This window comes from Streptomonospora halophila (assembly GCF_039542725.1).
Lineage (GTDB): Bacteria > Actinomycetota > Actinomycetes > Streptosporangiales > Streptosporangiaceae > Streptomonospora > Streptomonospora halophila.
Window position 1 is genome coordinate 66,192 of sequence record NZ_BAABIK010000016.1, and the last position, 22,234, is coordinate 88,425.

Genomic DNA, 22,234 nt, shown 5'->3' on the forward strand with positions numbered 1-22,234 from the left:
AGCGCCGAATCCGCGTCACGTCCTCGTGGTAACCGGTGTCGCCCCAGGTCGGCGGCCACACTCGCGAGTAGTCAGTTATACAGCGGTCCAGCCCCGACGTGAAATCGGAGGTCTAGACCGCGCACCGCCACAGTGCGGTCAGGCCCGAGGGCCCGCTCGGTGCGGGTGGGTCGGCGTCGACCCGCCCTTCGGGGCTAGCCGGGATCTTTCCAGGTCCGACTCCCCCGCAAACATCCCTTTCGCCCCGATCTTCACAGAGCGCGGCAAAGTAAGCGCTAGAACCGTATCCCGCCCCCGATCCGGCGGTGTGCACCGGGGTGAGCCGCGGTTCACACTCAGCGTACCCGCAGGCAACAGACAGGACATAAAGCCGCAGTGAGATTCGCCTGCGACCCGCGCCACACCCGCCCGAACGACGGTGAGGCCGGCGACACCCGCGTCCGCCGGCCCGCCGCGCACTCCGGAGCACGCACCGGGATCGGCGCCGCACGCGGAGCCGGCCGCCGCCCGGCTGCACGGGCGCGGGCGCGCGCAGGCGGCGGCGAGGGCAGCGCGGCGGATACGCGATGATCGGAGGGTGCACGACGACACCGCCGCCGACCGCTCCGGCCGCCCCCACCCGCCGTCCTTTCCCGGCCCCCCGCCCGCCCGCTCCGCACCGCCCCCCGGACCCGACGGGCTCCTGGAGGGCCGCGGAGGCGGCCCGGCGCGGGCGCACCGGGTACCGGCCGCCCTCGCCGAAGGGGGCTGGTGGTCGCCGCGCGAGCTGGTGCGCCGAACGGCTGTGGCCCACCGGACGGTCCAGGGCGTGCTCGACGCGCTCGCCGGCGAGGTCGAGTGGGACGCCGACGGCGCCCGCGTACGGCTCGTGCGTCCCGGCGACTACGCCGACTACGACCGGCCCCAGACCGCCGACCCCGTGGCCCACCTGCGCGGCGGCCACGAGGAGGCCGCCGCCGAGCTCCGCCGCCTCGTGGACGGGGCTCCCGCGCCCCGCACCGACCTGGACCACGTCTCCGCCACCGCCGACACCGCGCTGCGCCGCGGTTTGATGCTGCAGGCACGCTTCCACGCGGCCGGCACGCGGCTGCTGTGCGTCGGCGACCACGACCTCACCGCGCTCGCCGCGGCCCTCGTCTGCCCCGGGCTGCAGGCCGTCGCGGTCGACATCGACGAGCGGATGCTCGCCTACATCGACGACGCCGCCTCCCGGCTCGGCCTGCCCGTGCACTGCCACTTCGCCGACCTGCGGCTGGGCCTTCCCGACGCGGTGCGCGGCGGAGCGGACGCGGTCTTCACCGACCCGCCCTACACCCCCGAGGGGGTGGAGCTGTTCGTGCGCCGCGGTCTGGAGGGCCTCGCCGACTCCCGGCACGGCCGGGTGCTGCTGGCCTACGGCGCCAGCGAGACCACACCGGCGCTGACAGCCGGAACACAGGCGCGGCTGAGCGGACTGGGCCTGGTCACCGAGGCGCTGTGGCCCGACTTCAACCGCTATCTGGGCGCCGAGGCCATCGGCGCGGCCAGCGACCTGTACGTGCTGCGGCCCACCGGCCGCACGCCCCGGCAGGGCCGCGGCGGCACCGGTGCCCGGGCCCGCGTCTACAGCCGCGGCGCCAACGCCGCCGAGGCGGCGGGCGCGCTCGGGGAGGCCGAGGCGCGCGCCGTGGTGGAGCGTGTCGCCGCCGAGTCCGCCGTCGGCGAGTGGCCCGACGGCGCGCTGGAGCCCGTGTCCGGGCCCGGCGGCGGCGAGCCCCGCACGCCGCGCCGCGTCCTGCTCGGCACGTGGCTGCAGAGCCCGGTCGAGGCCGGGCGCGCCGCCGTGAACCTGACCGGAGGCTGGGAGGACCTGCTGGCGCGCGCCCTGCAGGCCGCACCGGGCCCCGAGGCGGCCGCCGTCGTGCCCGCCTCCCACCCGCAGGTCCGCGACCGGGCGGGCCAGCAGGAGCTGATCGGCCTGCTGGAGCCGCGCTGGAGCGTGCGCTTTCTGCGCGGGACTCCGGGGCCGCGGCTGACCACGGTGTACACCACGCAGCGCCCGGTCGGCGGCGACCCGGCCGAGCGGCTGCTGCTGCACTGCCAGCGCCGTGCCCACGGCAGGCTGGCCGCCACGCTGCGCGAGGGGCTGGTGCGGGTGGCCGCCGAGGCCGGCACCCCGGTCAACAAGCGCACGGCCCGCCACGCGGTGGCCGAGGCCGCACCCTGGCTCAGCGGACACACGCTGCTCGATCTGCCGGCGCACCGCATGCCCCTGCTGCGCGCGGCGGCCGCGGAGCTGGCCGCACGGGCGGCCGCCGCGGCCGCCGGGCCGTCCAACGAAGACGCCAGGGACGGCCGGCGGGAGTGATCGCGGCGCTCCGGGGACCCGGTTCCGCCGGCGGTGACCCGCGGTCCGCCCGACCCGGCCACGACCCGGCGGCGCCGCCCCGGCATCAGGACACCGCGGTGGTCCCCTGCTGGTTCTCCTGGTTTTCTTCGAAGGTCTCCAGCTGGACCTCGCGGTTGTACAGCGGGTCGCGGAAGCTGTTCAGCGCGATCAGCGGCGAGACGAGGCTCTCGCGCGCCGCCGGGTCGTCGGACTCGATGGACTGCACCCACAGCACGGTCAGGTAGTGGCCGCTGACGGTGGCCTCCGCGGCGCTGTAGCCGGCGCCCAGGCTGGAGAACGGGTCCTCCTCGGGGGTGGGCACGGAGATGAACCCGGTCTGCTTCGACTGCGTGTCCTTGGGCGGCTGGAGCGCCGTCGCCACGGCCTGCGCGGCCTCGGCGTCCTTGAGGTTGAACATCGCGACCGCGCCGACGTAGTCGGCGGAGGTGTAGCCCGCCCGCGCCGCCTGGGTGCAGTCGGCATCGGCCAGCGCGCTGCGCACCGCCTCGCCCCACACCGCCGAGGCGCAGTCATCGCCCAGCGAGGAGGTCTGCAGCTCGAAGGAGATGCCCTGGCTCTCGCTCTCGATCGTCTTGGCGTCCTCGCCGAACAGCTCGCCCTTGTTCAGAGGGCGCGAGTCGACCTCCCGCGTGGCCAGCACCTCGCTGCCCGAGTCGTGGATCTCGAACGCGGCGGGCACCGGGTCCTCCGGGGCCTGGGCACCGCCGCCGACGAACTGCAGGACGAGCACCACGGCCAGCGCCACCACGGCGACTCCGAGGGCACCGAGCAGGAGAGGCAGCAGTTTCGTGCCGGGCGCCTTGGCGCGGGAGGAGCGCCTGCGCCTGCGCCGGGCTCCTTTGCGGCGATCGGGAGGTGCGGCCAGACCCTCGATGGAGTCGGCTTCGTCGGGTTTCCTCCGCCGGCCGGGGGTACCGGAAACAGACGACTTAGAAGACACCAGAACCTCTCGGACGGTCGCGGGGGCTGTGATTCATGTAGCGGGAGGGGCGGCGGAGCCGCGGGTGACCATGCCGCCGGTCCGCAAATCCTAGCTTGCGGGCGGAACCGGGCGATCCCGGCCGCCCGCGAGCCGCCGGCCGCCGGGCCTCCGCGTCCCGGTCCCGGCGCAGGGCGCAGCCGTCGCGGCGCCCGGGCCGGCCCGGTCCTACTGCTCGGCCTCGCCGACCTGGCGGTAGACCCACGTCGAGGCGTTCATCGCCGCCACGTTCAAGGTGGAGAGGGTCTCGCCGTCGCCGGGCTGCTCGCCGTCGGTCCGCGCCACCCAGTACACCGCCAGGTAGTGTCCCATGACCTGTGCGGTGGCCTGGCTGTAGCCCTTGTGCAGGCCCTCCACGCCGTCCTTCTGGGGCAGCAGGAATCCCGGGGCCGTCGAGGAGTCGCCGGGGTCGAGCGCCGTGGACACGGCGTCGGCCGAGTCGGCGTCGGCCAGGTCGAAAAGCGTGAACTGGGCGACGTACTCGCCGTCGCCGTCCAGGTAGACGGCGCTGGCGGCGGAGGTGCACTCGCCGTCGACCAGCGCCTGTGCGGCCTCCTCGCCCCAGACCAGGGAGGTGCAGGTGTCGGTCACCCCGGTCTCGTCCCGGACGAGCTTGTGGCCGTCCAGCTCCAGCTTCTCGGTGTCGGAGCCGAAGACCTTGTCCTTCGGGATTTGGCCGGAGCCGTCGCCCCGCTCGGCGATGGGGTCGAACGCCTCGTCCTGGGGCTGGGCCTGGTACAGGTCGGGCACCAGGGTGGAGTGCCCCTCGGGGGGCGCCACGATGGAACTGCTGTCGCCGCTGCCCGGGGTGTCGCCGGACTCGGTGGCCAACTGGTAGGCGAGTACGCCCAGCAGCGCCACCAGCGCGACGACGCACAGGACGAGCAGCGTGGCCAGGAACGCGGTGCCGCGCTTGCGCATGCTCTGCTCGGCGAGGGTGTAGACGACCTGGCTGGGCCGGTCGCCCAGGACGCTCACGCGCCGCAGCGCGGAGGCGGAGAACTTGGAGACGGGGTCGACGGAGGGCGCCGAGCGGCCCGAGCGGCGGCCGCGGTTCTGGGCAGTCCGGCGGCCGCCGCGCTCGGCCCGCTCGCTCTGGCCGGTGTCCTCGGCGGCGCGCGGGGCGGTGGCGGTTGCGGTCCGGCCGCCCCGGCGCGAGCCGCCCGTGTCAGCGGCGCCGCCGCGGTCGTCGTAGCCGTCGTCGGCCGCGTAGCGCTCGCGGGGCGCGCGGGCCGGCGCGTCCCGGCGCGAGCGCTTTCGGCCTGCTCGTCCGGTGGAGTCGGATTTGCTCACGTGGTCAACTCATCCATCCTCGGACGGCGCGGTGCCCCTGCCCTTCGGCCGTCCGGCTGTTCCTGTCTCCGGGTCCGCGGCTTCGGAACCGCCGTCGGATCCGGTGTCGCCGCCGTCCTGGGACGTGGCGGGGTCGGTGTCGAAGACCTCGGTCCCGACGTCGTGGCCCGCGGGGACCACCCGGCTGGAGAATGCGTCCAGGCGCCGCCCGGCCCACACGAAGTAGGCGAGTGCGGCGGCGAGCACCAGTACCGAGGTCCAGTTGTTCAGCCGCAGGCCCAGAATCTCGTGCGCAGGATCGACGCGCAGGTACTCGATCCAGAACCGTCCCACACAGTAGCCCATGATATAGACCGCGAAGAGCCGCCCGCCGTCCAGCCGGTCGCCGTAACGCCTGCCCAGCCAGGCGAGCAGCACCGCGAGTGCGAGACACCACAGCGACTCGTAGAGGAACGTGGGGTGGTAGGTGCTGTAGTACTCCGTGCTGCTTCCCGGCAGCGGCTGCATCCCCGGCCGCGGGGCGCCCTCGGAGTTGTAGGTGTAGTCCAGCGAGATGTGCACGGCCCAGGGCAGGTCGGTGGGCTTGCCGAACAGCTCCTGGTTGAAGTAGTTGCCCCAGCGGCCCAGGGCCTGGGCCAGCGGGATCGTCGGGGCGATGGCGAAGGACAGCTTGGACAGCGAGATCCCGCGGCGCCGGGCCACCCACCAGACGCCCACCGCTCCCAGCGGGATGGCGCCCCAGATGCCCAGCCCGCCGTTCCAGATGTAGAGCGCCTCGACCGGGTTGCGGCCGGGGCCGAAGTACAGCTGGTAGTCGCTGATGACGTGGTAAAGGCGGCCGCCGACCAGCCCCAGCAGCACCGCGGGCACCGCGAGGTCGACGATGGTGCCCTTCTCGCCGCCCATGGCCGCCCAGCGGCGCTCGCTCCAGAACACCGCGGCGACGACCCCGGCGAGGATGCACAGCGCGTAGAAGTGGATGGTCACCGGCCCGAGCGAGATCGAACTCACCTCGGGGCTGGGGATGGCCGCGAGGGCGCGGCCGGTCGCGGCCGCGCCCTCGGGGGCGATCAGCGAATTCGTCATCGCGCGGATCTGTCCTTGGGTCAGGGGGAGACTTCTGGCTCGGGCGAGGCTCCTGCGGACGCGCCGGCGTCCGCGGCGAGCGGTTCGGTGCTCACCTCGCCGGGCCCGGCCTGCTTCACCGCTTCGCGGACGCCGTCGCCGGAGAAGGCGGCGTCGCCCATCTTGTCGCCGTTGACGTAGACCGACGGGGTCCCGTTGAACGCGTTCGCTCCGGAAGAGTACCGGTCCTTGACCGCCGACGTGGCATCGAGGACCTCCTTGACGTAGGTGTCCTGGAGGAACGAGTTGTCGACGCCGTGCTCGTCGCCCCACTCCATGAGGCCGCCCACGCCCATCTTCTGGATCTCGTCGCCGCTCAGCCGGTTCTGCGCCTTCCGGGTCAGCTCGGGCAGGTACTCGCCGGTGAAGGTGTCGACCACCGTGCTCTCGGCCTCGACCCGCTTGGCGAAGTCGGGGTCGTCGATGCCGAGGTCGGTGCCCCACTGCTTGAGGTCCGCGGTGGAGAAGCCCTTCGACCCCTCGGCGGGCTGGTTCTCGAACAGCCGGTCGTTGTACTGGACGAACTTGCCGTAGTCGGCGGCCGCCCGCGCCGCGGCCGCGCCGCGCAGCGAGTTGTCGCTGATCGGGGACTGCGCCTGGGCGAAGATGCTGACCGGGCGGTAGTGCACGACGGCCTCGCCCTCGGCGGCCAACTGCTGCAGGGTCGGGCCGCTGGCGTCCTCGAACTGTTTGCAGGCCGGGCACTGGAAGTCGGCGTAGACCTCGACCACGGGCGCTTCGGTGCCCTTGTCGCCCAGCACGACGCTGCCGTCCTCCTGCAGCGTCTGTGCGGGCAGGTCCTCGTAGCGCTGCGCGAACGCCTGCTCCTGCGCCCGCTGCTGGGTGAAGAAGAAGTAGCCGCCGCCGACCACGATCAGCACCACCGCGAGCGCGGCGCCGCCGACGCCGAGCATCCTGTTCCGCGCGGCGCGCTTCTTCGCCTGCTCCCGTTCCCGCTTCAGTCGTTCGCGGGACGCCTCCCGCGCAGCCTTGCCCATCAGCCGATCACCGTGATCCGTAGTCTGTTCTGTCTCTTCGCGGATGTGGCCGCCGTCGCCCGGCGGGCGGCCGGTTCGTGAGCACGCCGGGTATGCGCCGCGTCCGCCCGATAGGGGCGGGGCCTCGCCGCGGCTCCCGGCGGTCTGTTCAGCGGTAGAGGCCGAACAGCCGGTCCAGCGCCAGGGGCGAGCGCGGCCAGATCGTGACGACCGCGGCCAGAGCGAGGAAGCCGAGGTCGCGCGCGATGTCGAGCCCGTAGCGGGTCTCGCCCTCGGCGACCTGGCCGCCGGTGCCGAAGCATCCGCAGTCGATGTTCAGCCCGCGCGCCCACGCCGAGGCGATGCCCGCGATGAACACCAGCATCAGCAGTCCCGAGGCGGCGCCGACGTAGCGCGTGGCCATGCCGACGACCAGCAGCAGTGCCAGAGCGAGCTCCAGCAGCGGCAGCGTGAAGCCGATGAAGCGGCTCAGCTCGGGCGAGAAGAGCTGGTAGGCCTCGACGGACTGCACCGACAGCGCCGGCGGCAGCTTGCTCACGGCGGCGAACGCCAGCACCCCGGCCAGACCCAGGCGCGCCAGCAGCGTCGCCCAGGGCTGGACCGCCGACCAGCGGCGGGCCGCGGTGGAGCTGGTCGCTGGCGCCGAATCGTGTGTTGTGTCCAATGAAGGGTTCCCGGGGGCGAGGCGGTCACTTCGGCGAGGGCACCGGTTCTTCCGGCGCGCACCGTGCGCATACTACTCTAGGTCAGCGCGACGGCACGCGCAGTCCGCTGCGGCCGCGGCCGCCGGGCGTCCTCGCCGAACTGTAACCGCGCACCCCCGCCCGGGCATGCCCGCCCAAGGCGCCGGAGGGGGCAATCTCACGGAACTCTTACCTGTCTTACCCGGCTTTACCTCCACGCCGGCGGGCGGCGGCCCGGTCGTTCGCCTGCCTGGTCAGGACCGGCCGGCGCGTACGCCCAGAGCGAGCTCCTCGGCGAAGGCGCGCACCGCGCCCGTGCCGGTCTCCAGGTCGGGTGCGTCCAGCACCCGCTGGCAGAACCCGGCTCCGGCGATGACGCCGTCGGCGTAGGCGGCCACCTCGGCGGCCTGGGACCGGTTGGAGATGCCCAGTCCCACGCACACGGAGAGCCCGGAGCCGCCGATCGCGGCGCGGGTGCGGGCGACCAGCTTCTCCGCGGTGCCCGAGACCTGCGCCCGGGTGCCGGTGACACCCATCAGCGAGGCGGCGTAGACGAACCCGCGCGAGGCCCGGGCGGTCAGCCGCAGCCGCTCGTCGGTCGAGGAGGGCGCGACCAGGAAGATCCGGTCCAGGCCCGCGGCGTCGGTGGCCGCGAACCACTCGTCGGCCTCCTCGGGGATGAGGTCGGGGGTGATCACGCCGGCGCCGCCCGCCGCGGCCAGGTCGGCGCAGAAGCGCTCCGGGCCGTAGCGCTCGACGGGGTTCCAGTAGGTCATGACCAGCGCCGCGGCCCCGGTGGCGGCGGTGGCCTCGACCACACGCAGGACGTCGGGCGGGGTGGTGCCCGCCGCCAGGGCGGTGTCGGCGGCCCGCTGGATGGTGGGGCCGTCCATCGTCGGGTCGGAGTAGGGCAGCCCGACCTCGACGACGTCGCAGCCGCCCTGGACCATCGCCTCGATGATCGCGATGGAGGAGTCGGGGTCGGGAAACCCCGCCGGCAGGTAGCCGATGAGGGCGGCCCGCCCCTCGTCCGCGGCCCGGGCCAGCGCGGCCTGCAGTGTGGTCTGGCTCATCGTCCCTCGCTCGTCTCGCCCGCCGGGCCGTGCGCCCGCGCCGCCGCTCGTCCGCCCGTTCACGCCGACTCCTCGCCGTCGACGAGGCCGAAGTAGGACGCGGCGGTGTCGACGTCCTTGTCGCCGCGGCCGGAGAGGTTGACCACGACGACGCCCTCGGGCCCCAGCTCGGTGCCGACCCGCCGCACCCCGGCCAGCGCGTGGGCGCTCTCGATCGCCGGGATGATGCCCTCGGTCCGGCTCAGCAGCCGGAACGCCTCCATCGCCTCGGCGTCGGTGACGGCCCGGTAGGTGACACGTCCGGCGTCGGCCAGCCACGCGTGCTCGGGGCCCACGGCCGGATAGTCCAGTCCGGCCGAGATGGAGTGGCTGGGCAGGGTCTGGCCGTAGTCGTCCTGGAGCACGTAGGTGCGGGCGCCGTGGAACACGCCGGGGGCGCCGCCGGAGATCGCGGCGGCGTGGCGGTCGGTGGCGACGCCGTCCCCGCCGGCCTCGAAGCCGTACAGGGCGACCCCGGTGTCGGGGAGGAACGCGGCGAAGATGCCCATGGCGTTGGAGCCGCCGCCCACGCAGGCCGCCACCGCGTCGGGCAGCCGCCCGGTCAGGTCGAGCACCTGGGAGCGGGCCTCCTCGCCGATGACGTAGTGCAGGTCGCGCACCAGCGCCGGGAACGGGTGCGGCCCGGCCACGGTGCCGAAGAGGTAGTGGGTGGAGTCGACGTTGGCCACCCAGTCGCGGAACGCCTCGTTGATGGCGTCCTTGAGGGTGCGGCTGCCCACGGAGACCGGGACGACCTCGGCGCCCAGCAGCCGCATGCGGGCGACGTTGAGGGCCTGGCGGCGGGTGTCCTCCTCGCCCATGTAGATGACGCAGTCGAGCCCCATCAGGGCGCAGGCGGTGGCGGTGGCCACGCCGTGCTGGCCCGCGCCGGTCTCGGCGATCACCCGGGTCTTGCCCATGCGCTTGGTCAGCAGCGCCTGGCCGAGCACGTTGTTGATCTTGTGGGAGCCGGTGTGGTTGAGGTCCTCGCGCTTGAGCAGCACGCGGGCGCCGCCGCAGTGCCGGGCGAAGCGCGGCGCCTCGGTCAGCAGGCTGGGGCGTCCGGTGTAGTCGCGCAGCAGGGCGTCGAGCTCGGCGCGGAAGCCGGGGTCGCTCTTGGCCTTCTCCCACTCCTGGGCGACCTGGTCGAGCGCGGCGATCAGGGCCTCGGGGCTGAACCGGCCGCCGTAGCGGCCGTAGTGCCCGCGTTCGTCGGGCCGGCGGGAGCCGCCGGGGTCAGGTGTCGGGGATGCCATGTGGTTCTCCATGTCGGCGCGCGGCGCGCGCCCTCGGCTGTCGGAGGCCGGCGCGCCGGGCAACAGCCCCGGTCGCCGGCCGGCTGGAGGTCAGCGCGGCTGCGGGGGCCGTCGCGCGGCGGCGCGAGGGCCCCCTAGGGCCATCGCGCGCAGGCGGCCGGCAGGGCCGGGGGCCGCGGCGCCTGCACGGTCAGCCCCGGTCCCGCAGCGCGGGGTGCGCGCCCGCCGTCACGAGGTCGGCGACGGCGTCGCGCGGGTGGCGGCCGCGGACCAGGCTCTCGCCCACGAGCACCGCGTCGGCGCCGTGGCCCGCGTAGGCGAGCAGGTCGTGGGGCCCGCGCACGCCGGACTCGGCGACGCGGACGCGGTCGGAGGGGATCAGCGGCGCCAGGCGGGCGAAGGTGTCGCGGTCGACCTGCAGCGTCTTCAGATCGCGGGCGTTGACGCCGACGACGGTGGCCCCGGCGTCCAGTGCGCGCCCGACCTCGTCCTCGGTGTGCACCTCCACCAGCGGCGTCAGGCCCAGCGAGTGCGCCCGCTCCACCAGGGAGACCAGCGCCTCCTGCTCCAGCGCGGCGACGATCAGCAGCACGGCGTCGGCGCCGTGCACGCGCGCCTCCCACAGCTGGTAGGAGCTGACGATGAAGTCCTTGCGCAGCAGCGGGGTGGGCACCGCGGCGCGGACCGCGTCGAGGTCGGCCAGGCTCCCGTTGAAGCGCCGCTGCTCGGTCAGCACGCTGATGAGGGCGGCGCCGCCGTCGGCGTAGTCGCGGGCGAGGGCGGCGGGGTCGGTGATGGTGGCGAGCTCACCCTTCGACGGGCTGGAGCGCTTGACTTCGGCGACGACCTGCACGCCGGGGCGGCGCAGCGCGGCGGCCGCGTCCCGGGGCCGCGGCGCGGACTCAGCCAGCTCCTTGAGCCGCTCCAGGGGTGTGTGCGCCTGCCGATCGGCGAGATCGGCGCGCACTCCCCCGACAATCTCGTCGAGCACGCTCACGTGGGACTGCCCCCTCATATCGCCGGTGGTGCGGATCCGGACCATCCCCGCGCGCAACGGGTAGCACCGGGGTCGTCGGGTTCCCGCGGCCGAAGCGGTCGCGGCGTGGCGGGCCGGGCGCGCCCGCCGCGGTACCGCGCCGGGGCCGGGCACCGGACCGCGGGGACCGCCTCGCGTTCGGGTACTACCGATCGTATCGAGTCCGAGTGCCGCCGTGGCCACGTCCCCCGGTTTGGCGCGCCCGGAGTCCGAGCGGTCGGCTATCCGGGGGCGAGGAACTGGCCGAAGGGCAGGTTGCGCACCACCCAGAACGCCATCAGCACGCCCAGGAACAGGTACAGCCAGCCGGGGTGCACGGCCTTCGCAGGAGCCGTGCGCGGGGGCGCCGGCCGGAAGGACCGATACAGCCAGCGGAGATAGCTGTAGGCGATGAACGGCGCGACCGCCAGCAGCAGGGCGTTCATCTGCAGGGCGCCGACGACGTCCAGTTCGGTCAGCGCGTGCACCGCCCGCATCGCACCGCACCCGGGGCACCACGTGCCGGTGACCAGCAGCCACGGGCAGGTGGGATAGTGCCCGGCCTCGTTGGGGTCCACGAAGTGCAGCAGCGTGGCGCCGGCGATCCCGGCCGCGCCCAGCAGCAGCGGCGCCGCCCCGGGATGCAGGCGGCGCCGCGGCGCTCCGGTGGTGCCGGGTGCCATCAGTACGTGGTGGTGGGCGTGTTGCTGACCACGGCGGCGATGATGCCGAAGTAGCCCACGGTCGAGAGCACGTAGACGACCACGCCGACAACCACGGCGATGATCGTGAACTTCTTGGCCCGGGCGGCGCGCTCCTGGGCTCCGGTGTAGTCGCCGAGGTTCCACTGGGCGTTGACCTTGGCCGCCGAGAGGATGGCCGGGATCGCCAGGGGCCAGCAGCAGAACATCGACAGGATGGCCGGGACCAGGAAGTCGTTGGGCGGGTCGGCGCGGGCGCCGGGAGGATAGCCGCCGGAGCCGCCGGGCGGAGGGTTGTAGTTTCCGGGGGGCGGACCGGGCGGGGTGCCGTAGCTCATTTTCGGTGCGGCTTCCTGGGTCGGGGATTCTGGAGGCGGCACCGCAGCTCCAGCGCGGCGCCGTCCGAGCAGTGTGCCACGGAAGCCTACTCGGCTGCGGGCGGCGGGGCCGCGCCCTCCGCGATCAGCGGGCCGCGGCCTTCTCGCCGGACGCCTCCTCGGACGCGTGGGACGGCGCGTCCGCCTCCTCCGCCTCGTCCGACGCCGCGGTGCCGGCGTCCGCGCCGGAGCGCTGCGCCTCCCACTCCTCGCGGGTCAGCGGCGTGGGGCGCGGGTGCCTGCGGCCCAGCCCGACCTTCTTCATGATGCCGGCGACGGCGGCGCAGACGATGCTGAGCCCCAGGGCGACGGTGGACCACAGCACCACGTCCTGGTCGATCAACATGATCATCAGCGCGGCCGCGGTCCACACGACGATCCAGGACAGGGTCAGAAACCACCCCGCGAGGGTGTTGCCGTGGTCCTCGTGGTGTTCGTCGGCCATCAAGGCTCCTTCGGGTTCTCGTGGTCGGTGGGGGCGGCGGGCCGCCCCGATGCGGCGCGGCCGCTCACGGCCGCCGCCCCGGTCTCCTCGGCGGATCCGGGGTCGAGAGTAGGGTCGGCACCGCTGTCGAGCGACTTCCACAGCTCGGCGGGGTCGCTGGAGCGGGCCGCGCTCGGGGCGCTGTGGCGATCGTACCTGCTGCCCATGGCGGGCCAGGCGGCACCCCGGACCAGTGTGTAGGCGCCGGCGGCCGCCAGCAGGACGGCGCCGGCCGCCGCCAGCCCGGGCCACTGCGCGATTAGGTGCAGGCCGTCGACGGCCCCGCTGGCGGTGGCGCGGTCGGCGGCGGCCTCCTGCAGGGCCGCCGTGCGGGTGCCGCGCCACACCCCGACCAGCGCGGCGAGGCCGAACAGGGCGACGACTCCGCCCAGCGCCCGCCGAAGGGGGCCGCGCGTGGCCAGCACGGCGGCCAGCGCCGCGAGTCCGGCAAGACCCATCGCGAAGGCGGTGGGCGCGACGTCGTCGCCGGTCAGCTCGACCGGTGCGGCGGCCACCGGGCCGCCGACGTCCACTTGGGCGCGGGCCCAGGTGCGCCCGGCGGCCCCGGCGAGGGCCCCCGCACCCGCCGCCACGGCGCACAGGGCGACCGCGAACTCGGCGCGGTGCGCGGTCACCGCGCCTCCCGGCCGCGGGCGCCGGCGCCGAGGGGCAGTGCGCCCTCGTCGAAGCACGTGCGGGCACCGGTGTGGCAGGCGGCGCCGGTCTGGTCCACCCTGATCAGCAGGGTGTCGCCGTCGCAGTCCAGCGCGGCGCCCACGACCCGCTGCACGTTGCCCGAGGTGGCGCCCTTGACCCAGTACTCGCGGCGGCTGCGCGACCAGTAGGTGGCGCTGCCGGTCTGCAGGGTGCGGCGCAGCGCCTCGTCGTCCATCCAGGCCAGCATGAGCACCTCGCCGGTGTCGTACTGCTGGACGACGGCGGGCAGCAGGCCGTCGGGGTTGCGCGTGAGCCGCGCGGCGATCTCCGGTGCGAGCCGCTGTTCGGCGGCGCCTGCGGGAGGGGTGGTGCTCATGGTCCCAGCCTAGGGGCCCGCTGCGGGAGGTCGCGGCGGGGCCGGCTCCGCGCCGCCGCGCTCCCCCGCCGCCCCGCCCTGCGCTTGTGCCGGCCGGTGACCCCGTAAGGTTTCTGACGCCGCACCCGCCCCGCGCAGAGGCCTCAGACGTCAGGAGTGCTGTGTCCGCCGAGCTGCTCACCGCCGATCTGGCCGGCAAACCCGACGCGCTCGCCGCGCTCGCCGACCGGCTCTCGCGCCGGGACCCCTTCCGGGCGCTGCCGGCGCTGCTGGACGACGAGCCCGCCGGAATCCTGCTGCTGGGGGTGGGGGCGGCTCGCCATGCGTGCGCGGCGGCGGCCGCGCGGATGCGGATGACCGGGCTCGGCGCGGTCGCCGAGTACGCCTCGGCGGAGCGCTCGCTGCCGCCGGGGCCGGACACGCTGGTGGTCGCCGTCGAGGCGGGCGGCGGCGCGCGGGAGCTGTGCACGGCGCTGGACGCCTACGTCGAGCAGTCGGCGGTCGTGGTGCTCACCGACGCACTGGACGGGCCGGTGGCGCGCTACGCCGATATTCTCGTGCCGCTGTCGGCGGGCGAGGAGCGCAGCGGGCTCGCCTGCCGCGCCTTCCAGCACGCGCTGGCGCTGTTGCTGCTGCTGGGCTACCGGCTGGGCGCGCCGGGCGTGGGCGGCGACGTGACCGTGAGCCTGCGGCGCTGCGCCAACGCCACGGCGGGGCTGCTGGAGCAGGCGCGGGAGTGGGTCCCGCGAGCGGCCGCGGCGCTGCGCTCGCCCGACGGGCTGCACCTGGCGGCGCCGGCGGAGCGGCTGAGCTCGGCCCAGCAGGGTGCGCTGGCGCTGCGCCGGGGGCCGGTCGTGCCCGCCCACGCGGTGGAGTCGGGCGAGTGGTCGCACACCGACCGCTACCTGGCCGCGGTCGGCGACTACCGGGCGCTGCTGTTCGCGGGCTCGCACTACGACGAGCGCACCATGGACCACCTGCTCCAGCTGCGCGGCCGGGCGGTGGCCGTCGGCGGCGACGTGCCGGGCGCGGCGATGTCGGTGCGCTACCCGGGCGACGGCGACCCCGACGTCAGCCTGCTGACCGAGCCGGTGGTCGCCGAGCTGCTGGCCGCGCACTGGTGGGCCGAGCGTGAGCGGTCGCGCGCCGCCGGCTGAGCGGCCCGCGGGCGCGGGTCCTCAGGCGGAGCTGCGCACCCAGGAGGCGTACAGGTCGGCGTAGACGCCGGGGCGGGCGGCCAGTTCGTCGTGGCTGCCCCGCTGGACGACGCGGCCGGCGTCGAAGACGAGGACCTCGTCGGCGGCCTCGGCGGTGGAGAGCCGGTGGGCGATGGCCACGGACGTGCGCCCGCGGGTGAGCCGGTCCAGCGCCCGCTGGATGCGGACCTCGGTGTCGGGGTCGACGGCCGAGGTGGCCTCGTCCAGCACCAGCAGGTCGGGGTCGGCGACGTAGGCGCGCACAAGCGCCACCAGCTGGCGCTCGCCGGCCGAGAGCGACTCGCCGCGCTGGCCGACGGGGGTGTCCAGGCCGTGGGCCAGGCCGCGGAGCCACTCGGAGAGGCCGAGCTCGCCGACGGCCGCCTCCAGCTCGGCGTCGGTGGCCTCGGGACGGGCGAAGCGGATGTTGGCGCCCAGCGAGCTGTCGAAGAGGAAGCCCTCCTGGGGAACCATCACCATCCGGGCGCGCAGCGACGAGAAGGCCACCTCGCGCAGGTCGGTGCCGTCGACGAGGACCCGGCCCTCGACGGGGTCCATCAGCCGGGTGAGCAGCTTGACGAACGTGGTCTTTCCCGATCCGGTCTCGCCGACCACGGCCAGGCGGGTGCCGGGCGCGATCCGCTCGTCGACGGAGTCGAGGACGGTGGGGCCGCCCGGGTAGGCGTAGGACACGTCCTCGAAGCCCACCGCCACCGGGCCGCGCGGCAGCTCGGCGCCGGCCTCGCCGGGGTCGGCGATGTCGGGCACGGTGTCGAGGATGCCCAGGACGCGGCGCCAGCCCGCAATGGCGTTCTGGGCCTCGTTGAAGATCTCGGTCGCCATCATCATGGGCTGGATGAACAGTGTCATCAGGAACAGGAACGCCACCAGCTCGCCCGCGGAGATCTCGCCGCCGATGCCCAGCAGCACCCCGGCCACGACCACGGCCGCGTTGCCCACGGCCGCGATGATCTCGGCGAAGGGCGAGACGGCCATCGACAGCCGCTGGGCCTTGACCTGGGCGGTGCGGGTCGCCAGCACGGTGGTGTCGACACGGCGGGCGGTGCGCTCCTCGGTGGCGTGGGCGCGGATGACCGAGGCGCCCATGACGGTCTCGCCGATGGCGCCGAGCATGTCGCCGGTGCGTTCGCGGACCTTGAGGTAGGCGCGGGACAGCCGTTTCTGCAGCCAGCGCGCGCCCAGCAGCAGAGGGATGAAGCACACCCACACCAGCAGGGCGAGCTCCCAGGAGTAGACGGCCATGAGCGCGGTGGCCACGACCAGCTGGCCGATGCTCACGAGCAGCTGCAGGCCGCCCCACTGCATGAAGGTGCTGATCTGGTCGACGTCGGCGGTGACACGGGCGACCAGCGCACCCTTGCGCTCGCTGTTCTGGGTGAGCACGGACAGGTCGTGGACGTGGCGGAAGGCTTTGCGGCGCAGGGTGGCCAGCGCCGACTCGGTGGCGCGGTAGAGCCGCACGTTCATGACGTAGGCGCTGGCCATGGTGGCGACGAGCGTGAGCGCGCACAGCGCCACGGTCGTGATCACGAAGTCCATGTCGGGGCGGCCGGTGCCGGTGTCCATGCCGCGGTCGATGATCTGCTGGACGGCGATGGGCACGATGACCTTGCCGGCCGTGGCCACCACGGCCAGCAGCAGGGTCAGCCACAGGCCGCGGGCGAACTCCGGCGAGAGCTGCAGGCCGCGCCGGATGGTGGCGAGGGCGCCGTCGCCGCTGCGCTGCAGCCCGCTCTGGAGCGAGGCCTCGCCGGGGGCGTCCTCGTCGGCGGGTGCGCGGCTCGCGGAGTCGGCGGCGGGGGCTGTCAACGTACTGTCTCCCTGGTCTCGTCGGTCTGCTCGTCGCCGCCGGCCCCGCCCGGGGCCCGAGCGGGGCGCAGGCCGCGGGGTTCGGGGCCGCCCTCGTCCGGCTCGGGCTCGCCGGCCCGCTCCGCGGCGGCGCGCTCGTAGGCGGTGACGAGGCTCCGGTAGCCGGTGGAGCGCTCCAGCAGCTCGGCGTGGGTGCCGCGGTCGCGCACGGTCCCCTGCTCCAGGTAGACGACCTCGTCGGCGAGCTCGATCGTCGCGCGGCGGTAGGCGACCACCAGCACCGTCGCGGCCAGGTCGGTCTCGCGCAGCCCGGCGAGGATCTGCGCCTCGACCTGCGGGTCGACCGCCGAGGTGGCGTCGTCCATGATGAGCAGCCGGGGCTTGCGCACCACCGCGCGGGCCAGGGCGAGCCGCTGGCGCTGGCCGCCGGAGAGGCTGGTTCCGCGCTCTCCCAAGCTGGTGTCGAGGCCCTCGGGCAGGGCCGCGATGAAGGAGTCGGCGCGGGCCAGCCGCAGGGCGGCCCACACGTCGGCGTCGTCGATGTCGGCGCCCAGGGTGATGTTGCCGCGGACGGTGTCCTCGAAGACGAACGTCGACTGCGGCACGAGCGCGGCGGCGCGCGCGATCTCGCCCCGGTCCAGCTCGCGCACGTCGGTGCCGTCGAGGTAGACGGCTCCGGTGTCGGGGTCGACCAGGCGCGTGAGCACGGTGGTCAGCGTGGACTTTCCCGCGCCGGTGGGGCCCACGAGCGCCACGGTGCGCCCGGGCGCGATGTCGAGGTCGACGTTGTGCAGCACGGTGCTGCGCTGGGCGGCGACGGTGTCCGGGGCGTCGGAGAGGTCGCGCATGCCGCCGGTGAAGGCGTCCTCGTAGGAGAAGCCGACGCCGCGGGCGGCGAGCCCGACGCCGCCGCTGCCGCGGGGGACGCGCCGCTCGCCGTAGGGCATCGAGCCCTCGGCGGTGAGGACGGCCTGGACGCGGTCCCAGGCCACCACGGTGCGGGGCAGGTCGCCCAGCAGCCAGCCGAAGGACCGGATGGGCAGGCTCAGCAGGGTGAACAGGTAGGCCACCTGCACCAGCTCGCCGGCCGTGATCGCGCCGGTGGACAGCCGCCACATGCCGACCAGGAGCACCGCCAGGATGCCGAAGTTGGGCAGGTGCTCCATGACGGGGTCGAAGGCGGCGCGCATCCGGCCGACGCGGATCTGGGCGTCGCGCAGCCGGTGCGCGGCCTCGGTGAAGCGCTCGGTCTCGGTGTCTTCGCGGCCCAGGCTCTTGACGACGAGGGCGCCGTCGAAGGACTCGTGGGCGACCTCGCTGACCTCGGCCCGCAGCGCCTGGGCGCGGGTCGCGGCCGGCGACACGCGCCGCTGGAAGACGACGTTGGCCACGGCCAGCGCCGGGAACACCACGAACGCGATCGTCGCCAGGACCGGGTCGGTGACCACCATCGCGGCGGCGGCGATGAGGAGCATGGCGACACTGCCGATCGCCATGGGCAGCGGGGCGAGGGGCCGCCAGGCCTCCTCGACGTCGGCGTTGGCGTTGGACAGCAGTTGCCCGGTGGCGTGGCGGTGGTGCCAGGCCAGCGGCAGGCGCAGGTAGGTGCGCGAGACGCTGCGCCGGTAGCGGGCCTGCATGCGGAACTGCATCAGCCCGGCGAACAGCCGCCGGGCGGCCAGGCCGATCGCCTTGGCGAGGCCGACGCCCAGCAGCAGCGCCGCGGCCGCCGACAGGGCGGCGGCCGTGGTGGAGCGGTTCTCGAAGGCGGGCAGCACGACCCGGTCGGTGATCCCGCCCATGACCTCGGCCGAGGCGACGCTGACGGCGGCGTGCAGGCCGGCACCGGCGACCGCGACGAGGAAGACGGCGGGCTCGGTGCGGATGGCGACCCACAGCACGTGCAATCCGCGCCTGAACACCGCCCGGTGCTGTGTGCGGCTGCTCGTACTGTCGTGCGGCATAGGTCCCCCTGCCCGTAGGCCCGAATTCGCAGCGGTCGCCGGGTGCCGTCCGATGACCCGACGGCACCGCCGCTACAACCTACTCCGGCGTGCCGGAAAGGCCGTAGCCGATTAGGTTCAGCGGACGGCGCACACGGACTATTCCGCCTCACACCGGGCGCCGGCGCGTCGTGTCCGGATCCGGACGCACGGCCGCGCGGCGGCGCCCGAACGTCTCACCCCCGGTCTAGCGTCGGCCCCATGCCCATGGACCACGACCGCCTCTGCGACCGCCTGGTGGAGCAGACCCGGCTTCTCGCGGCGCACCTCGACGGCGCCGACCTGACTCTCCCCGTTCCCACATGCCCCGGCTGGACACTGCGCAACCTGGTGCGCCACCTGTGGGGCGGGCACCGCTGGGCCGAGGAGACCGTGCGCACCCGCGCGTCCGAGCCCCTGCCGGCGGGCATCCTGCGCGACGTGGAGGACGCCTCCGCCGACCCCTCCCCCGCCGGCGCCGGAGACGGCGCGGCGGCGGGCGCCTGGCTGGTCGAGGGGGCCGAGCGTCTGGCGGCGACCCTGCGCGCGGCCGGGCCGGGCGCCCGGGTGTGGACTCCGGTGCCGGGCGCCCGGTCCGGCTTCTACGCCCGCAGGTTCGCCCACGAGAGCGCGGTGCACCGGGCCGACGCCGCCCGCGCGCTGGGGATCGGCTTCACGCTGGAGCGGGCTTCGGCGATCGACGCCGTCGACGAGTGGATGGAGCTGGAGTCGCTGCCGATGATGCTCGACGTTCAACCGCGCAAGCGCGAGCTGCGGGGTCCCGGGCGTGTACTGGCCTTCGAGGCCGACGGCACGGCGCCGGCGGAGCGCCCGCGCTGGGTGGTGGACCTGACGGGCGACGCGCTGGCGTGCGGGCGCGGGACGGGGCCCGCGGCGGTGACCGTGACCGGACCTCCCGCGGAGCTCCTGCTCGTGCTGATGCGGCGGCGCCCCGCCGAGGGTGCGGGAGTGGCGGTCGAGGGCGACCGCGCGCTGCTGGACTTCTGGCTGGAGCGCGTGGCCTGGTCCTGACCGGCGCCGCCCGCACGGGGCGTCAGGTCGCCAGACCGTGGCGGTAGGCGTAGACGACCGCTTGGACGCGGTCGCGGAGGTCGAGCTTGGTCAGGATGCGCGACACGAACGTCTTGACGGTCTCCGGGCTGAGCACCAGGGCCGCGGCGATCTCGCCGTTGGAGAGGCCGTCGGCGACCAGGCGCAGGACCTCCAGTTCACGGGGGGTCAGCGGGGTGTCCTTCCCGGAGCGCTCGGCGGGCCGGATCCGGGTGGCGTACCTGCCCACGAGCCGGCGCGTCACCTCGGGGTCCAGCAGCGCGGCGCCCGTGGCCACGGTCCGGATCCCGTGCAGCAGCTGGGCGGGCGGCGCGTCCTTGAGCAGGAAGCCGCTCGCACCGGCGCGCAGCGCCTCGTAGACGTACTCGTCCAGGTTGAACGTCGTCACCACGAGCACCTTGACGGGACCGTCCACCCCCGCGCCGGCCAGCAGGCGGGTCGCCTCGATACCGTCGAGCACCGGCATGCGCACGTCCATCACCACGACGTCCGGGCGCAGCCGGGCGGCGAGGTCGACCGCGGCCCGCCCGTCGCCGCACTCGGCCGCCACCTCCATGTCGGGTTGGGCGTCGACGACCGTCACCAGCCCGGTGCGAACCAGCACCTGGTCGTCGCAGACCAGTACCCGGATCGGCGCGGTCACGCCGCGCCGCCCGCGGGTATCCGCGCCCGCACGAGGAAGCCGCCGCCCGGCCGGCGCTCCGCGCTGAACTCGCCGCCCACGACGTCGACCCGCTCGCGCAGGCCGGCCAGGCCCCGCCCGCTTCCGCCGGGGGTCTCGGCCCCCGAGCCGGAGCCCTCTGTGCCGACCTCCACCGTGATCTCCCTTTCGGCGTGGTGCACACGGACCGATGTGGGCCTGCCGGCGGCGTACTTGAGGGCGTTCGTCAGCCCTTCCTGTACGACCCGGTAGGCCACGAGGTCGGCGCTGCCGGTCGACTCCGCCGGCGTGCCCTCTTCGGCGAACTCCACCGGCTGCCCTGCCCGGCGCGTCTGGTCCACTAGGGTGAGCAGCCGGCCGGCGGGCGGTGTCCTGGTCCCGGTGCCGTGGTCGGGGTTGAGCAGGTCGAGCAGGTGCCGCAGGTCGGTGGTCGCCCGCCGACCCGTGTCGCTGACGGCGGTCAGCGCCTGGTCGAGGCGCTCGGGCGCCGCGGTCAGATACCGCGCGGCCTCGGCCTGGACGACCATCGCCGTCACGTGGTGGGTCACGACGTCGTGCAGTTCGCGGGCGATGCTCGTGCGTTCGGCGGTGCGGGTCTGCTCGGCCACGCGGCGGCGGTGCTCGGCTTCGGCGGCCCGGGTGGAGCGCAGCCACGCCCCCATGCCCCACGGGATGACGAGCGCCAGGTAGAACGTGGCGAACTCGACGAACGTCTCGCCGGGGTCGATCCGGTCCAACGCGATCGAGAACGGCACATAGGCCGCCGACAGCAGCAGCACGGCCGAGCGCCGGTACCGCTCCAGATGGGCGCCCGAGCTCAGCAGCGCGATGGCCAGCCCGGTGCCCGCGACCAGGTGGTAGCCGCGCAGCTGGTCGACGGCGAAGCCGAGCACCACCAGGGCCAGGCACAGCGCCGGCCACCTCCGGCGCACGGCCAGCGGCAGGCACTGGAGGAGGACCGCCGCGACGGCCAGGGCGTCGAACGGGCGGTCCGGCAGGCTGCCGATCTGCGTACCCAGGCCGTGCAGCGACGGCACGAACGAGGCCGCCAGAAGCAGCAGGGCCGCCGGGAGGTCGCGCACCGTGACGTCGAGCCGGTGCCAGAACCGGAGGAGCCGCCGAGTCGGGATAACCGGGGGAAGAGCGGTCACCGGGGCAGCTTAGCGCCGGTGCCGGACCGGTCGTCGCGACGCACGGGCACCACGCGTCCGCGGCGGTGGGCCGTCCACAGGAACACCAGCGCGGCCAGCAGGCAGAAGGCGAGCGAGTACAGGCTGCCCTCGGGCCCGAACCCGCCGCCGGTGATCAGGGCCGGGCCCGACAGTTCGGCGTCCAGGAGCCCGCGGGTGGCACCGTTGCCCGAGACCTCGGTGCTGAAGATGCCGCCGGCGGCGAAGTTCCAGCCGAAGTGCAGGCCGATCGGCAGCCACAGGTTGCGGGTGGCGGCGTAGGCGGCGGCGATCATGGCCCCGGCCACGCCCGCCACGACGAGGCCCATCGCGGTGGCGTTCTCGTTGGGCATGTGCCACAGGCAGAACAGCACACTTGTCAGTACCAGCGAGATCCAGGTGCCGGTCTTCTCCTCGATGATGCGGTACAGCACACCGCGGAACAGCACCTCCTCCGTCACCGCGGCGGCGGCCATGAAGCCGACGAGCCCCACGGCGCCGACGACCGAGCCCACCCCTTCGACCTCGTAGAACCCCAGGAAGTAGATGTTCAGGACGACCAGTGCGAAGAGGGCGGCGCCCATCAGCGTCCCCAGCGCGGTCTGGGGCACCAGGCCCGCCGGGGCGACCTCCGCGACGGCGCGCTTCTCGGTGCGCCGCACCACCCACGCGTAGACCAGTACGGTCAGCGCGGCTGTCAGAAGGCCGACCGCGAGGGTGAGCCACGGGTCGCCCTCCACCAGCATCACGACGTTGCCTCCGACGAGGCCGACGGCCACGACGGCCAGGAGCTGCCAGACCACTCTCATGATTCTCTCCTTCTCGACTCCCCGCGGCCGGACCGCCGCGGACGCCGAGAACGCTACGGAGGGGGCGGGTC

The 22,234-nt window shown here is 74.6% G+C and carries 21 protein-coding genes; 3 read left to right on the forward strand and 18 right to left on the reverse strand.

Translation table 11 applies throughout. From position 1 onward, the window contains the following. Positions 1 to 577 precede the first annotated feature (577 nt). On the forward strand, positions 578 to 2,347 hold the full coding sequence (locus ABEA15_RS14935) for a bis-aminopropyl spermidine synthase family protein (protein ID WP_345557096.1): 1,770 nt from the start codon (positions 578 to 580) through the stop codon (positions 2,345 to 2,347). An 85-nt stretch (positions 2,348 to 2,432) separates the two neighbouring features. Here ABEA15_RS14935 and ABEA15_RS14940 read toward each other — a convergent pair whose 3' ends face one another. The 13 genes from ABEA15_RS14940 to hisI all read right to left on the reverse strand — a co-directional run bounded on the left by ABEA15_RS14940 (position 2,433) and on the right by hisI (position 13,445). Beyond that, on the reverse strand, positions 2,433 to 3,329 hold the full coding sequence (locus ABEA15_RS14940) for a hypothetical protein (protein WP_345557097.1): 897 nt from the start codon (positions 3,327 to 3,329) through the stop codon (positions 2,433 to 2,435). 207 nt (positions 3,330 to 3,536) lie between these two features. Beyond that, a complete protein-coding gene (locus ABEA15_RS14945; RefSeq protein WP_345557098.1) occupies positions 3,537 to 4,661 on the reverse strand; it encodes a hypothetical protein in 1,125 nt (374 codons plus the stop codon). 9 nt (positions 4,662 to 4,670) lie between these two features. Then, on the reverse strand, positions 4,671 to 5,747 hold the full coding sequence (lgt, locus tag ABEA15_RS14950) for a prolipoprotein diacylglyceryl transferase (RefSeq protein WP_345557099.1): 1,077 nt from the start codon (positions 5,745 to 5,747) through the stop codon (positions 4,671 to 4,673). Between the two features lie 20 nt (positions 5,748 to 5,767). After that, the gene (locus ABEA15_RS14955) at positions 5,768 to 6,784 is read right to left on the reverse strand and encodes a thioredoxin domain-containing protein (RefSeq protein ID WP_345557100.1); all 1,017 of its coding nucleotides are present in this window, start codon (positions 6,782 to 6,784) and stop codon (positions 5,768 to 5,770) included. 148 nt (positions 6,785 to 6,932) lie between these two features. Further along, complete coding sequence (locus ABEA15_RS14960) at positions 6,933 to 7,448, reverse strand: MauE/DoxX family redox-associated membrane protein (RefSeq protein ID WP_344145794.1); 516 nt, start codon at positions 7,446 to 7,448, stop codon at positions 6,933 to 6,935. Between the two features lie 273 nt (positions 7,449 to 7,721). Next, the gene (gene trpA / locus ABEA15_RS14965) at positions 7,722 to 8,540 is read right to left on the reverse strand and encodes a tryptophan synthase subunit alpha (protein ID WP_344145797.1); all 819 of its coding nucleotides are present in this window, start codon (positions 8,538 to 8,540) and stop codon (positions 7,722 to 7,724) included. Positions 8,541 to 8,599: 59 nt separating this feature from the next. Then, positions 8,600 to 9,835 (reverse strand): tryptophan synthase subunit beta, encoded by a 1,236-nt coding sequence (trpB, locus tag ABEA15_RS14970; RefSeq protein ID WP_344145800.1) that lies wholly within the window; start codon positions 9,833 to 9,835, stop codon positions 8,600 to 8,602. 190 nt (positions 9,836 to 10,025) lie between these two features. Beyond that, positions 10,026 to 10,832, reverse strand: a complete 807-nt coding sequence (trpC, locus tag ABEA15_RS14975) for an indole-3-glycerol phosphate synthase TrpC (RefSeq protein ID WP_344145986.1) — start codon at positions 10,830 to 10,832, stop codon at positions 10,026 to 10,028. Positions 10,833 to 11,092: 260 nt separating this feature from the next. Then, positions 11,093 to 11,533, reverse strand: a complete 441-nt coding sequence (locus tag ABEA15_RS14980) for a DUF2752 domain-containing protein (RefSeq protein WP_344145803.1) — start codon at positions 11,531 to 11,533, stop codon at positions 11,093 to 11,095. Then, positions 11,533 to 11,889, reverse strand: a complete 357-nt coding sequence (locus ABEA15_RS14985; protein ID WP_344145806.1) for a CD225/dispanin family protein — start codon at positions 11,887 to 11,889, stop codon at positions 11,533 to 11,535. The genes ABEA15_RS14980 and ABEA15_RS14985 overlap by 1 nt, the downstream gene beginning before the upstream one ends. Positions 11,890 to 12,013: 124 nt before the next feature. After that, a complete protein-coding gene (locus ABEA15_RS14990; RefSeq protein ID WP_345557101.1) occupies positions 12,014 to 12,373 on the reverse strand; it encodes an HGxxPAAW family protein in 360 nt (119 codons plus the stop codon). Further along, positions 12,373 to 13,047 (reverse strand): Trp biosynthesis-associated membrane protein, encoded by a 675-nt coding sequence (locus ABEA15_RS14995; RefSeq protein ID WP_345557102.1) that lies wholly within the window; start codon positions 13,045 to 13,047, stop codon positions 12,373 to 12,375. The genes ABEA15_RS14990 and ABEA15_RS14995 overlap by 1 nt, the downstream gene beginning before the upstream one ends. Then, the gene (gene hisI / locus ABEA15_RS15000; protein ID WP_344145815.1) at positions 13,044 to 13,445 is read right to left on the reverse strand and encodes a phosphoribosyl-AMP cyclohydrolase; all 402 of its coding nucleotides are present in this window, start codon (positions 13,443 to 13,445) and stop codon (positions 13,044 to 13,046) included. Before hisI ends, ABEA15_RS14995 begins: the two co-directional genes overlap by 4 nt. A 161-nt stretch (positions 13,446 to 13,606) precedes the next feature. Here hisI and ABEA15_RS15005 point away from each other — a divergent pair, with 161 nt between their 5' ends. Next, positions 13,607 to 14,602 carry an SIS domain-containing protein gene (locus tag ABEA15_RS15005; protein ID WP_345557103.1) on the forward strand — a complete coding sequence of 332 codons (996 nt, stop codon included), beginning with the start codon at positions 13,607 to 13,609 and terminating at the stop codon, positions 14,600 to 14,602. A gap of 21 nt (positions 14,603 to 14,623) precedes the next feature. Here the strand turns inward: ABEA15_RS15005 and ABEA15_RS15010 are convergent, their stop codons facing one another. Together ABEA15_RS15010 and ABEA15_RS15015 are read right to left on the reverse strand one after the other, a co-directional pair. Continuing rightward, entirely contained in the window at positions 14,624 to 16,471 is a 1,848-nt protein-coding gene (locus ABEA15_RS15010; RefSeq protein ID WP_345557104.1) for an ABC transporter ATP-binding protein, read from the reverse strand. Continuing rightward, complete coding sequence (locus ABEA15_RS15015; protein WP_345557105.1) at positions 16,468 to 18,435, reverse strand: ABC transporter ATP-binding protein; 1,968 nt, start codon at positions 18,433 to 18,435, stop codon at positions 16,468 to 16,470. The genes ABEA15_RS15010 and ABEA15_RS15015 overlap by 4 nt, the downstream gene beginning before the upstream one ends. Positions 18,436 to 18,675: 240 nt before the next feature. Here ABEA15_RS15015 and ABEA15_RS15020 point away from each other — a divergent pair, with 240 nt between their 5' ends. Next, positions 18,676 to 19,485 carry a maleylpyruvate isomerase family mycothiol-dependent enzyme gene (locus tag ABEA15_RS15020; RefSeq protein WP_344145827.1) on the forward strand — a complete coding sequence of 270 codons (810 nt, stop codon included), beginning with the start codon at positions 18,676 to 18,678 and terminating at the stop codon, positions 19,483 to 19,485. Positions 19,486 to 19,507: 22 nt separating this feature from the next. Here the strand turns inward: ABEA15_RS15020 and ABEA15_RS15025 are convergent, their stop codons facing one another. The 3 genes from ABEA15_RS15025 to ABEA15_RS15035 are packed head-to-tail and all read right to left on the reverse strand — an operon-like array spanning position 19,508 to position 22,163. Further along, positions 19,508 to 20,167, reverse strand: a complete 660-nt coding sequence (locus ABEA15_RS15025; RefSeq protein ID WP_344145830.1) for a response regulator — start codon at positions 20,165 to 20,167, stop codon at positions 19,508 to 19,510. Beyond that, positions 20,164 to 21,336 carry a sensor histidine kinase gene (locus tag ABEA15_RS15030; RefSeq protein ID WP_345557106.1) on the reverse strand — a complete coding sequence of 391 codons (1,173 nt, stop codon included), beginning with the start codon at positions 21,334 to 21,336 and terminating at the stop codon, positions 20,164 to 20,166. The genes ABEA15_RS15025 and ABEA15_RS15030 overlap by 4 nt, the downstream gene beginning before the upstream one ends. Then, positions 21,333 to 22,163 (reverse strand): CPBP family intramembrane glutamic endopeptidase, encoded by an 831-nt coding sequence (locus ABEA15_RS15035; RefSeq protein WP_345557107.1) that lies wholly within the window; start codon positions 22,161 to 22,163, stop codon positions 21,333 to 21,335. Before ABEA15_RS15035 ends, ABEA15_RS15030 begins: the two co-directional genes overlap by 4 nt. Positions 22,164 to 22,234 lie beyond the last annotated feature (71 nt).